We start from the raw sequence: 11585 nt of genomic DNA on the forward strand, positions 1-11585 counted from the left end.
GACCACTAACTCAATGACGACTAAAAAAAATGCCCGCGCCGGGGTGGATGGCGCGGGCAGACAAAACATATCCAGTTTCGTGATATGTTTCAAAAAGAGGCGTTACCGGTTCAACTGGAAAAGCGACATTCCCTGCATGTCGGTAAACGTTTTATAGGACGCCTGTAATGCCGCCTGTTGCATGACGTAGGAGGAGATGACCGAGTTCCAGTCCACATCTACCAGGTTGCTCATCTGCAGCTTCTGTCCCAGCGCACGGTCGCTTCCCAGTGAATCCAGCGTACTGAGTTCGCTCAGTTGCGTTCCCAGTTCCGCACGAACGGTCAGGACGTTATTAAGCGAATTTTTTAAGCCGCGATTGGTTTTATCAATGGCGGCAGCGGCCTTTTCTTTTTCCACGTCATTGCCTTCCACCGGGGTCTTAAGTGCGGCAATTGCCGTATCGAGCATGACAAACAGATTCTTTTCGGAGTCCGAGCCATCCGGTTCCGGCACCGCATTGCTGGTGATGCTATTAAAAATTTGCGCTCCCGTATGGCCAATTACCATCGTGCGTGCGGAATCCACCTGCTGGGTAACACTTTTCTCGCCGCCATGATAACCACCTGTCGCCTGGTCGAATGGCGCTGCTTCCGTTTTATACCCGGCAAAGATATAGCGACCATTGCCGTCAGTGCTGTTTGCCAGGTTCATCAGCTGATCGCGGATGCCCTGTAAATCCGTCGCCAGCGACGCGCGGTCATCGTCGCTTAACGTGCCGTTTCCGGCATAGACGATTTTTTCCTGCGCGGTTTGAATCGCCGTCGTCACCTGACTGAGTACGCTTTCTTCCAGCGACACTTTTTGGGTGGCAAACGTACGCGCCAGGGCGTACTGGCTATTCTGCGCCTGCGCCTGAGAGAGTACTACCGCCTGCGACGCGGCGATCGGATCGTCAGATGGGTTGGTAACGCGCTTACCGGTAGACATCTGCTCGCCCAGCTTCATCCATTCGGCCTGAGAATTAGTGATGCCGCTCATATTTTGTTCGTACATCATCTGGGTACTGATACGCATGTCATCCTTCTCCTTTAGCGAATATTCAGTAACGCATCAAACAGCGCATTCGCGGTCTGCAATACTTGCGCATTCGCCAGATAATACTGCTGATAACGCTGCAAATTGCCGTACTCTTCGTCGAGGTTAACGCCGGAAACCGACTGTTGCTGTTTATAAAGCTGTTTAACCACATTCGCCTGCGTGGTGCTGCTGGTTTTCAGCGTTGACGTTTTGTTACCCACATCGCTGACCAACGTGGCATAAGCATCGTTAAAGGTTTTGTTGCCGCCCACTACATTGCTGTTTTGTAAGTCCAGCAATGCCTGACCATTGCGGTTATCGCTGTCGCCGGTATCCACATCAGGATCGAGTTTTGACTCAGAAGCCATCGCAATCTCGGCTTCATTTGTCACTTTAACGTTCATGTCGACGATAGCATTGCTGACCGGCTTGAGAAGAAAACTGTCGTTTTTCTGTGCGCCGGTCCCTACCGTCACTTTCAGACCGTCAATCTCCAGTTTTCCGTCAGCATCTTTTGTCGCCGTGAAGGTGGTGTTATCCGCAGTGCGAGTAACCTGCCAGTCTGTACCGTCAAAAACAATCTTATAATCCGTCGCCTGAACCTTCGTGCTGTCGACCACCTTAGCGGTTAGCGATACCGTTTTATCGGCATTATTACTGTTGCTATATACCACCGGCGAGCCAATGCTAAAGAAGTCTTTTCCTTTATTGCCGTCGGCGTCATAACCTTTGGTATGCTGCGCGTTAAACGCATCGGCAAACGCCAACGCCAACTGGCCCAGCGTATTACGAGTCTGATCCAGATCCTGAGAACGGAACGTCAGTAGCCCGCCGAGCGAACCGGTGTTCAGCAACTTTTCCGGAATTTCGATGTTACCGGCAGCCTCATCGACATAAGCGACAGTCGTTCGCGTCGGGTCGGCGCTGGAGGGAACCGCCGCCAACTGACGCGCCGTCGACCCCTGCACCAGCGTATAGCCATTGGCCATCGTCAGGTTATAGGTGCCGCCGTCCTGTACGCTCACCTCGACGCCAACGATCTTGTTAAGCTCGCTGACCAACTGATCACGCTGATCGAGCAGGTCGTTCGGCGATGCGCCCGCGCCTACGCCCGTCATACGGGAGATTTGATCGTTCAGGTTAGCTATCTGCTTCGCGTAATTGTTGATTTGCGCCACGCTGGAGCCAATCGCGATATTGACCTGTTTATCCTGATCGCGCAGATACTGATCGGTGGTTTTGAACTGGTTTACCAGCCCTTCCGCTTTACCAATCAGCGCCTGACGCGCCGCAGGATCTTCCGCATTACTGACTAACGTTTGCAGGCTGGTAAAAAAACTCTGCAACGAACCAGACAGTGAGCTGGATTTATCGGCCAGCAGGTTGTCGATTTTCGACATTTGTTCATAGCGCGTGGTTAAGCCGCTGCTCTGATTTTGCGCGCCGCGTAGCTGATTAGTGATAAACGCATCATATTCGCGCTGTACGCCTGAAACGTAAACGCCATTACCTATCCAGCCGCCAGCCCCTAACGTACTGTTTGCCTGCGCCAGAATAGTTGTCTGCCGGGTATAACCCGCAACGTTATAATTGTTGATGTTATTACTGACCGTATTTAACGCGGCCTGCGCGGCGTTAAGTCCGCTCATGGCGTGATTAATCAAGCTGGACATGATGGTTCCTTTTAATCCTTCAATACTCGTTGTTATCGGCAGCGACTACGTGGACTTGAGCAATTTAAAAGAGATTGTCGAGATTCGCGCTGTAGGTTTTGCTGACCTTTTCACTCATCGCTTTCAACTGCTGAATCATGCTGGTCAATTTACGCGCGTAATTCGGGTCAGTGGCGTATCCGGCGTTTTGCAGGGCCACTGCGCCCTGCTCTGCCGTGGCGGCAGTGGTCACGGCAGCGTAGCGTGGGTTACGCGTTAACAGCGCGACATAATCCGATAACGCCTCCAGATACGAGCTATAGACGCGGAATTTCGCTTTCACTTTTTTCGCTTCGCCATTTTCGTATTCAGTGGTGGTGATTTCCGTCACCGGCCCTTTCCAACTGGCGGTCGCTTTCACGCCAAATACGTTATAGCTGGGTTCGCCATTCTCCCGCAGGATTTGCCGTTGCCCCCAGCCCGACTCCAGCGCCGCCTGCGCCAGAATCAGATGATGCGGCACCCCGCTTTGTTCGCTGGCCAGCCTCGCCGGGAGCGAAAGCTGGGCCAGAAAGTCTTTACTGTCGCCGGAGAGTGGCGCATCGCTGCTCTCCGGCGTTTTCGGGATGGCTTTGCGCACCAGTTGGGTCAGCGCCTGATTTTGATAGCTGTTTACCGTCTCCAGGGAGAATTTAAGCGGTACTTGCGGCGCGTCATCCGCAGGCATCGTCTGCCCGCTGGTCATCTGTTTAACCATCATATCCGCCAGCCCCAGTCCCTTGCCGGCGGTCATCTGCTGGGCGATCTGCTGGTCATACATGCTGGTATACAGACGCGTCTGATCGCTGCTGAATAAACCATCTTTGGGTAAAGCCTCGCGCATACTTTTCAGCATCATCTGAACAAACATCCCTTCCACCTGACGGGCCACAGGACGGATATTCGCCGCCGGGTCCTGGCCCGCTTTCGCTTTCAGTTCGTTCAGAGATTGCGCATCCCAGGCCGCGCTGGCCAGCAATTTACCGTCTCCGATCATCAGATGATTTCCAGTTTGGCGCGTAGACAGCCCGCGCTCTGCATGGACTGCAAAATCGACATCAGGTCCATCGGCGTCGCGCCAAGCGCATTCAGCGCGCGCACTACGCTGTTCAGATTGGCGCTGGAACGCACGCTCTGTAGCGATCCGCCGCTCTGACGCAAATCTATCTGAGTCTGTGGCGTCACTACGGTCTGCCCGCCGCCAAATGGCGTATTCGGCTGGTTGACGTTGAGCTGGCGATTGACTGTCACTGACAAATTGCCCTGCGCCACAGCGCAGCTATCCAGCGTGACTTCCCGATTCATGACCACCGAACCGGTACGCGAGTTGATCACGACTTTTGCATCCTGCGGCGTCACGTTGACTTCCATATTTTGAATGTCCGCCAGAAAACGCACCTGCGAGCTGTTGCCGCTGGGCACGCGTACCTGTACCGTTCGCGCATCAAGCGCAGTGGCGCTGCCGTAACCGCGGGCGCGGTTGATGGCATCGGTAATTTGCTGCGCCATCGTAAAATCTTCGTCGTTCAATTGCAGATTAATGGTGTTGCCAGCGCCGAACTGAGTCGGCAACTCGCGTTCGATAATCGCGCCATTAGTGATGCGCCCGCCATTAAGCTGGTTAACCTGCACGCTACTGCCGCCTGCGGAAGCGCCTGCGCCGCCGACCAGAATATTGCCCTGCGCCAGAGCATACACCTGGCTGTCCACCCCTTTTAACGGCGTCATTAATAACGTCCCGCCACGCAGACTTTTAGCGTTCCCCATTGAGGAAACGACGACATCGATCGTTTGTCCCTGTCGCGCAAAAGGCGGATACGACGCCGTCACCATCACCGCCGCCACGTTTTTCAACTGCATGTTGGTGCCAGTGGGGACCGTAATCCCCAGTTGTGACAGCATGTTATTCAGCGTCTGGGTGGTAAATGGCGTCTGGGTCGTCTGGTCGCCCGTACCGTCCAGCCCGACCACCAGCCCGTAGCCGATCAGCGAGTTTTCCCGTACCCCCTGGACACTGGTCAGATCCCGGATACGCTCGGCGTGCGCCAGAGTGGCAACCAGTGCCAGAACGATTCCTGCAAGAGCTTTAAACACATACACCTCGCTTACATCGGCGACAAATTAAGGAAGAAACGTTGCAGCCAGCCCATATTTTGCGCTTCGTTAATATAGCCGTTCCCGACATATTCAATCCGCGCATCCGCCACTTGTGTCGAGGGAACGGAGTTGCTGCCGCTGATGGTGCGTGGATTTACCACGCCGGAGAAGCGGATGAATTCCGTTCCCTGATTAATCGCGATCTGTTTTTCCCCCACGACGTGTAAATTGCCATTGGCCAGAACCTGATCGACGGTCACGGTCAGCGTGCCGCTAAAGGTATTGCTGGCATTCGCGCCGCCTTTACCATTAAAAGAGTTGCCGCCGGAGGCCTCCATATCCGCGCGGGAATTACCGAATAATCCCTGCAGATAACGCGGTACCGTATCAAAACCAAAGCTGGTTTTGCCGTCGCGACTGGCATTTGCCGACGAGCTTTTACTGGCGCTGACGTTTTCCTGTAACACAATCGTGAGCGTATCGCCGATATTACGCGGTCGACGATCTTCAAAAAGCGGCTGATAGCCATAATTAATCGGCTGCGCAGACTGAAATATGGAGCCATTCGCCACCGGTACCGGGCCAGGTATCGGCTGCGCCGTGGTCGCCCCCTGCACGAGCGGTTTAGCGGGTATCCAGGCGCATCCTGTCAGCGTCGCGACCATCAGGGCCATAACTGGGTAAGCGTGAAGCGCGTATTTTTGCATTACCTTCATCTTCAAAATCAGGGAGCCGGTGGCGTATCCCCACCGGCGGCCCCTTAGAGTTGCGTCAGTTTCTGCAGCATCTGATCGGTCGTCGATACTGCTTTACTGTTAATTTCATAGGCGCGTTGAACCTGAATCATGTTCACCAGCTCTTCCGCCACGTTAACGTTCGACGTTTCGACATACCCTTGATACAACAACCCCGCGCCGTTGAGCCCCGGCGTGCTTTCGTTCGGCGCGCCGGACGATTGCGTTTCGATATAGAGGTTCTCGCCGATGCTTTCCAGCCCGGTGTCGTTCATAAAGGTGGTCAGGTTAAGCTGCCCGACCTGAACCGGCGCGGCCTGCCCCTGCTGGGTAACGCTGACCACGCCGTCGCGGCCAATCGTGATGCTTAACGCGTTGGCCGGAATGGTGATTGCCGGCTGCACCTGAAAACCGCCCGCCGTCACCAGTTGACCATTCTGATCCACCTGGAAAGAGCCGTCGCGGGTATAGGCAGACGTACCGTCCGGCAGCATGACCTGGAAAAAGCCCTGCCCTTTAATCGCCACATCTTTACTGTTGTTGGTCTGCGACAGGTTCCCCTGACTGTGCAGACGCTCCGTGGCGACCGGACGCACGCCGGTACCGATTTGCAGCCCGGAAGGCAGCGTCGTCTGCTCGGACGACTGCGCGCCCGGCTGGCGGATGGTCTGATACAACAGATCTTCAAATACCGCGCGCTGACGCTTAAAACCATTGGTGCTGACGTTTGCCAGGTTATTGGCAATCACATCCATATTGGTTTGCTGCGCGTCCAGACCGGTTTTGGCGATCCATAATGAACTGATCATAAAATGTCCTGTATTAACTCATCGACAGCAGTTGGTTAGCTCGCCCTTCGTTCTCATCTACGCTGGTGATAACCTTCATCTGCATTTCAAAACGACGTGCGTTGGCGATCATGTCGGTCATGGCTTCAACCGGCTTGACGTTACTGCCCTCCAGCACGCCCGACATAATGCGAATTGACGGGTCGGCGGCCAGTACCGCCCCGCGTTCAGCCTGTGCCTCGGCGGTAAGGCGGAATAAACCGTCATCGCTCCGCTGCACCTCATTGCCTTCCGCTTTGACCAGCTTCAGTCGCCCAACGGGCGCCACCGTGTTTGGCGGGTCGCCGGGATTGAGCGCGGAGATCGTGCCGTCTGCCGCAATGGTGATTTCCGCCCCTTCAGGAACGGTGATCGGGCCGCCTTCGCCGATAACCGGATGTCCCTGAATGGTTAACTGCCCGGTCGGGCCCACCTGGATATTCCCGTTACGGGTATATCCTTCAGCGCCATCCGCCGCTTGCACCACCAGCCAGCCGTCCTGCTGTAACGCGACATCCAGTGGGCGGGAGGTGTAGTCCAACTGACCCGGGGTCATATCCGCCCCCGGCGTCGACGCCGTAACCAGCGTGCGCGTCGCTAAAGAGAGGCCATCAACGGGCACCGCGCGTAGCACGTTAAGCTGCGCGCGAAAGCCCGGCGTTGAGGCATTAGCCAGGTTGCTGGCCGTTACCGCCTGCTGGTTAAGCGTCTGGCTGGCAGCCCCCATGGCGGTATAAATTGCGTGATCCATTAAGCTATCCCGTCAGGCGCTTAGCGCAGGTTAACCAGCGTATTGAGGATCTGGTCCTGGGTTTTGATGGTCTGCGCATTCGACTGGTAGTTACGCTGCGCGACAATCATATTCACCAGCTCTTTACTCAAATCCACGTTAGAGGCTTCCAGCGCGCCGTTCGTCAGCTTACCGAAGTTGCCGGAACCGGCAGTCCCCAGCAGCGCTACCCCGGAGGCCTGCGTCGCCGCCCAGACGTTATCGCCCTGGGATGCCAGACCTTCGTTGTTGGCGAAGTTAGCCAGCACTATCTGCCCCAGCACCTGCTCCTGCTCGTTGGAATAGTTGCCAACTACGGTGCCGTCGTTGTTAATCTGGTAGCTCACCAGGTCGCCCGGCTTATAGCCGTTCTGATTGGTGGCGACGATGTTGTTAGCCCCGGTGTTCTGCTGCATGGAGTTAAGGAAGCTGAGGGAGAAGGTGGCCGCTGTCGCGCCATTAATCGTACCGGTGGTGATGTTCACCGTACCGCCAGACTCCAGAATCCCGTTTTCATTGAATTTCAGCGTAGTGGACGCCGTTGTTGGCGCTGTGGCTGCAGGATCGCTGCTGTCATGGGTGTACACGGCCCATTCATTATCTTTGGTTTTCACAAAATAGACGTTCATGTCATGGGCATTACCCTGACTGTCATAAACGGTGACGGTGCCTTTTTTGTTATACGAATCCGCATCACTCACGCTAAAGGGCGTTTTAGACGGTACAGGGTCCGTTGAGTTCAGGTTGATCTGCATTGACGCGGTGGTGGTCGATTTCGCCGCCATCAGCGTGTTCGGAATGGTGATCGGCGCAGGATTCGCCCCCTGCTGAATGGTCGGCGGCGTACCGGTGGCCGGATAGCCGGTCAACTGCATCCCCTGCATATTGACCAGGTTACGGTTCTCGTCCAGTTTGAACTGGCCGTTGCGGCTATAGAACACGGAACCGTTGCTGTCTACCAGGCGGAAAAAACCGTTCTGGCTAATCGCGACATCCAGCCCGCGCCCGGTGTTCGTTGTCGTACCGTCGGTAAAATCCTGGGTAATCCCCGCCACTTTTACGCCCAACCCCACTTTGGAACCGGCGAACATATCGGCAAATGATGCCGTACCGGACTTAAAGCCATAGGTGGCGGAGTTGGCGATGTTATTACCGATAACATCAAGGTTGGTGGCCGCAGCGTTCAGGCCGCTAACCGCTTGAGAAAAAGACATGACTGACTCCTGATAAGTGTAAGGGCTTAGATTATTTGCCGAACTTCGTCGAGTGTGGTGGTGCCGTAGGTACCCAGATCCAACAGGTTGCCGTTACTGCCCTTCGTCACGCCCTGTACCAGAGCGAATTGCAGCGGCTGCGCCACCAGTTGCGTCCCGCCATTGCTGGCGGTAATCGCAATGTTGTAAGAACCATTCGGTACCGTTGTTCCGTCCGTTTGCTTACCATCCCAGGTAAAGGTGTGTACCCCGGCTCGCAGCTCACCGATCTCCAGCGTCCGTACCACCCGGCCATCTTTATCGGTAATGGTTGCCGTCACTTTGTCCGCAGGCTGTTGCAATTCCACGCCAAACGGCGTCGTGGACGTCACGGCCCCTTCTTCCGCGCCTTTACCCGCCAGAATTGTGGTGCCAGGCACCATAACGCCATGCCCAATCAGCGTGGTCGCCTGTAGGGACTGACTATTATCGATTTGCCCGGAAATAGCCCCCAGCGTCGTATTCAGTTTTTCAATGCCGCTCACGGTACTGATTTGCGCCAACTGTGTCGTTAACTCATTATTTTGTAATGGGTTAGTCGGGTCCTGGTTCTTCAATTGCGCGACCAGTAAGGTCAGGAAACTGCTTTGCAGATCGGCAGCGTTGCTTCCGGTCATCGACCCGCTGCCGGTCGTCGTTTTGACGCCCGTGTTGGTCGGGTCATTCATATTTACGGCAATAGACATACGCGCCTCCTTTACTGGCCTAATGTCAGCGTTTTAAGCATCATGCTTTTTACGGTATTCAGGACTTCGATATTTGCCTGATAGCTGCGCGAGGCTGACATCGTGTTAACCATTTCGCCGACCACATCGACGTTGGGCATTTTGACGTAACCATTAGCGTCCGCCAGCGGATTGCCTGGCTCATAAACCAGCTTTTCCGGTGCCTGACTTTCAATCACGCTGGCGACCTTTACCCCGCCAGTGGCTTGACCCGGCGCGGCGTCCACCTGAAAAACCACCTGTTTGGCGCGATAAGGCTGTCCGTCCGGGCCGGTGACGCTATCCGCATTCGCCAAGTTACTGGCCGCAACGTTCAACCGCTTGGACTGCGCGGCAAGCGCCGATCCGGCAATATCAAAAATGTTTAACAGCGCCACGAATTAGTTTCCTCCCTGTAGCACATTCATCATGCCTTTGAGTTGGCTACCCAGAACGGTAAGCCCCATCTGATATTTGAGACTGTTATCCGCAAACTGCGTACGTTCCCTGTCCATATCTACGGTGTTACCATCCAAAGAAGGCTGATCGGGTACGCGGTAAAGCAGATCCACTGCGGGAGAAGAGACCGCCTGGGCGGGAATGTGGTGAGAGGAAGTCAACGTTAACGCGACGCCGCCGGTTTCTTCCCGTCCACGCACCATCACCTTTTTTAACTCACTGGCAAAATCAATATCGCGCGCCTGATACCCCGGCGTATCGGCATTGGCGATATTCGCCGCTAATATTTCCTGACGTTGCGCGCGCAGATTTAGCGCTTCCTGCTGAAATCGTAAGGCGGCATCGAGCCTGTCGAGCATATCTCCTCCGCAAATGGCAAAATTCAGCCGACAGCTTAAATGCCTTCACGCGCGCGTTATCGCCGGAATAAACGCAAAATGCGTCGCTATTTATTGCGTTGATGCTTGCTTCACACGGGTAGAATCCTGTCATGACATCAACCAGGGGGAAGTACCATGCAAACGTTAAAACGAGGATTCGCCGTGGCGGCTTTGCTGTTCAGCCCCCTGACAATGGCGCAGGACATCAACGCCCAATTGACCACGTGGTTTTCCCAGCGTCTGGCTGGCTTCAGCGATGAGGTGGTTGTCACGCTCCGTTCATCGCCTAATCTGCTGCCGAGCTGCGAGCAGCCAGCCTTCAGCATGACGGGCAGCGCGAAGCTGTGGGGCAACGTCAATGTGGTGGCGCGCTGCGCCAATGAAAAACGTTATTTGCAGGTGAATGTGCAAGCGACCGGCAATTATGTCGCCGTTGCCGCGCCCGTCGCGCGCGGCGGAAAATTGACGCCGGCCAACGTCACGCTAAAACGTGGCAGGCTGGATCAGTTACCGCCGCGGACGGTACTGGATATCCGTCAGATTCAGGATGCCGTCAGTTTGCGCGATCTCGCTCCTGGGCAGCCGGTACAGCTTACGATGATACGTCAGGCCTGGCGCGTCAAAGCGGGGCAACGAGTACAGGTCATCGCCAATGGCGAGGGGTTTAGCGTCAATGCGGAAGGTCAGGCGATGAATAATGCCGCCGTCGCGCAAAATGCGCGCGTGCGCATGACATCGGGTCAAATCGTGAGTGGAACCGTCGATTCTGATGGGAATATTCTTATTAACCTATAATTGTGTAAAGATTTTGTCGCGGCTGCCGATGAGATATTCAACCATGATGGTAGCTGGCCGCTACAACGTAACCCTCGATGAGGATAAATAAATGAGCATTGACCGTACCTCACCTTTGAAACCCGTTAGCACTGTCCAGACGCGCGAAACCAGCGATACGCCGGTACAAAAAACGCGTCAGGAAAAAACGTCCGCCGCGACGAGCGCCAGCGTAACGTTAAGCGACGCGCAAGCGAAGCTCATGCAGCCAGGCGTCAGCGACATTAATATGGAACGCGTCGAAGCATTAAAAACAGCTATCCGTAACGGTGAGTTAAAAATGGATACGGGAAAAATAGCAGACTCGCTCATTCGCGAGGCGCAGAGCTACTTACAGAGTAAATAAGCGTATGACTCGTTTGTCAGAAATACTTGACCAGATGACCACCGTCCTGAATGACCTGAAGACGGTGATGGACGCCGAGCAACAACAGCTTTCCGTAGGCCAGATTAACGGCAGCCAGCTACAGCGTATTACAGAAGAAAAAAGCTCGTTGCTGGCGACGCTGGATTATCTGGAACAACAGCGCCGTCTGGAGCAGAACGCGCAGCGTAGCGCAAACGATGACATTGCAGAGCGCTGGCAGGCGATTACCGAAAAAACGCAGCATCTTCGCGACCTCAACCAGCACAACGGCTGGCTGCTGGAAGGGCAAATTGAGCGTAATCAACAGGCGCTGGAGGTGCTGAAACCTCACCAGGAGCCGACCTTGTACGGGGCTGACGGTCAGACTTCCGTCTCTCACCGCGGCGGTAAAAAAATTTCTATCTAATCAGT

General features: G+C 55.0%; 14 protein-coding genes. 3 read left to right on the plus strand and 11 right to left on the minus strand.

What is annotated here, in order from left to right; all coding sequences use genetic code 11:
- Positions 1–102: 102 nt before the first annotated feature.
- The 11 genes from flgL to flgB form a co-directional block, all read right to left on the minus strand.
- Complete coding sequence (gene flgL / locus OLG56_RS13205) at positions 103–1056, minus strand: flagellar hook-associated protein FlgL (RefSeq protein WP_001223032.1); 954 nt, start codon at positions 1054–1056, stop codon at positions 103–105.
- A 14-nt stretch (positions 1057–1070) separates the two neighbouring features.
- Positions 1071–2732 (minus strand): flagellar hook-associated protein FlgK, encoded by a 1662-nt coding sequence (gene flgK, locus OLG56_RS13210; RefSeq protein ID WP_000096425.1) that lies wholly within the window; start codon positions 2730–2732, stop codon positions 1071–1073.
- 64 nt (positions 2733–2796) lie between these two features.
- Positions 2797–3747: a flagellar assembly peptidoglycan hydrolase FlgJ gene (flgJ, locus tag OLG56_RS13215; RefSeq protein ID WP_000578693.1), complete on the minus strand. Its 951-nt coding sequence runs from the start codon at positions 3745–3747 to the stop codon at positions 2797–2799.
- Positions 3747–4844, minus strand: coding sequence for a flagellar basal body P-ring protein FlgI (locus OLG56_RS13220; RefSeq protein ID WP_001518955.1), 1098 nt, complete (start codon positions 4842–4844; stop codon positions 3747–3749). Before OLG56_RS13220 ends, flgJ begins: the two co-directional genes overlap by 1 nt.
- A gap of 11 nt (positions 4845–4855) precedes the next feature.
- On the minus strand, positions 4856–5554 hold the full coding sequence (flgH, locus tag OLG56_RS13225) for a flagellar basal body L-ring protein FlgH (RefSeq protein ID WP_001174897.1): 699 nt from the start codon (positions 5552–5554) through the stop codon (positions 4856–4858).
- Between the two features lie 53 nt (positions 5555–5607).
- A complete protein-coding gene (gene flgG / locus OLG56_RS13230) occupies positions 5608–6390 on the minus strand; it encodes a flagellar basal-body rod protein FlgG (protein ID WP_000625851.1) in 783 nt (260 codons plus the stop codon).
- Positions 6391–6403: 13 nt separating this feature from the next.
- Positions 6404–7159: a flagellar basal body rod protein FlgF gene (locus OLG56_RS13235; protein WP_207011590.1), complete on the minus strand. Its 756-nt coding sequence runs from the start codon at positions 7157–7159 to the stop codon at positions 6404–6406.
- A gap of 20 nt (positions 7160–7179) precedes the next feature.
- Positions 7180–8391 (minus strand): flagellar hook protein FlgE, encoded by a 1212-nt coding sequence (flgE, locus tag OLG56_RS13240; RefSeq protein WP_000010567.1) that lies wholly within the window; start codon positions 8389–8391, stop codon positions 7180–7182.
- A gap of 26 nt (positions 8392–8417) precedes the next feature.
- Positions 8418–9116 (minus strand): flagellar hook assembly protein FlgD, encoded by a 699-nt coding sequence (gene flgD / locus OLG56_RS13245; RefSeq protein ID WP_000020450.1) that lies wholly within the window; start codon positions 9114–9116, stop codon positions 8418–8420.
- An 11-nt stretch (positions 9117–9127) separates the two neighbouring features.
- The gene (gene flgC, locus OLG56_RS13250) at positions 9128–9532 is read right to left on the minus strand and encodes a flagellar basal body rod protein FlgC (RefSeq protein WP_001196448.1); all 405 of its coding nucleotides are present in this window, start codon (positions 9530–9532) and stop codon (positions 9128–9130) included.
- Positions 9533–9535: 3 nt separating this feature from the next.
- Positions 9536–9952, minus strand: a complete 417-nt coding sequence (gene flgB, locus OLG56_RS13255; protein ID WP_000887043.1) for a flagellar basal body rod protein FlgB — start codon at positions 9950–9952, stop codon at positions 9536–9538.
- Between the two features lie 156 nt (positions 9953–10108).
- Here flgB and flgA point away from each other — a divergent pair, with 156 nt between their 5' ends.
- From flgA to flgN, 3 genes are all read left to right on the plus strand, one after another.
- Positions 10109–10768 carry a flagellar basal body P-ring formation chaperone FlgA gene (gene flgA, locus OLG56_RS13260; protein WP_001194086.1) on the plus strand — a complete coding sequence of 220 codons (660 nt, stop codon included), beginning with the start codon at positions 10109–10111 and terminating at the stop codon, positions 10766–10768.
- 91 nt (positions 10769–10859) lie between these two features.
- Positions 10860–11153 carry a flagellar biosynthesis anti-sigma factor FlgM gene (gene flgM, locus OLG56_RS13265; RefSeq protein ID WP_000020893.1) on the plus strand — a complete coding sequence of 98 codons (294 nt, stop codon included), beginning with the start codon at positions 10860–10862 and terminating at the stop codon, positions 11151–11153.
- A 4-nt stretch (positions 11154–11157) separates the two neighbouring features.
- Positions 11158–11580, plus strand: coding sequence for a flagella biosynthesis chaperone FlgN (gene flgN / locus OLG56_RS13270; protein ID WP_000197547.1), 423 nt, complete (start codon positions 11158–11160; stop codon positions 11578–11580).
- Positions 11581–11585: the final 5 nt, after the last annotated feature.

Origin of the sequence: Salmonella sp. 2018103, assembly GCF_026247685.1 — a bacterium.
GTDB classification, from domain to species: domain Bacteria; phylum Pseudomonadota; class Gammaproteobacteria; order Enterobacterales; family Enterobacteriaceae; genus Salmonella; species Salmonella enterica.

Coding starts and splice junctions, on each gene's coding strand:
- flgG (WP_000625851.1), bottom strand. CDS start 6,390: ATGATCAGTTCATTATGGATCGCCAAAACCGGTCTGGACGCGCAGCAA.
- flgD (WP_000020450.1), bottom strand. CDS start 9,116: ATGTCTATTGCCGTAAATATGAATGACCCGACCAACACGGGCGTCAAA.
- flgJ (WP_000578693.1), bottom strand. CDS start 3,747: ATGATCGGAGACGGTAAATTGCTGGCCAGCGCGGCCTGGGATGCGCAA.
- flgH (WP_001174897.1), bottom strand. CDS start 5,554: ATGCAAAAATACGCGCTTCACGCTTACCCAGTTATGGCCCTGATGGTC.
- OLG56_RS13235 (WP_207011590.1), bottom strand. CDS start 7,159: ATGGATCACGCAATTTATACCGCCATGGGGGCTGCCAGCCAGACGCTT.
- flgK (WP_000096425.1), bottom strand. CDS start 2,732: ATGTCCAGCTTGATTAATCACGCCATGAGCGGACTTAACGCCGCGCAG.
- flgL (WP_001223032.1), bottom strand. CDS start 1,056: ATGCGTATCAGTACCCAGATGATGTACGAACAAAATATGAGCGGCATC.
- flgB (WP_000887043.1), bottom strand. CDS start 9,952: ATGCTCGACAGGCTCGATGCCGCCTTACGATTTCAGCAGGAAGCGCTA.
- flgN (WP_000197547.1), top strand. CDS start 11,158: ATGACTCGTTTGTCAGAAATACTTGACCAGATGACCACCGTCCTGAAT.
- flgM (WP_000020893.1), top strand. CDS start 10,860: ATGAGCATTGACCGTACCTCACCTTTGAAACCCGTTAGCACTGTCCAG.
- flgE (WP_000010567.1), bottom strand. CDS start 8,391: ATGTCTTTTTCTCAAGCGGTTAGCGGCCTGAACGCTGCGGCCACCAAC.
- flgA (WP_001194086.1), top strand. CDS start 10,109: ATGCAAACGTTAAAACGAGGATTCGCCGTGGCGGCTTTGCTGTTCAGC.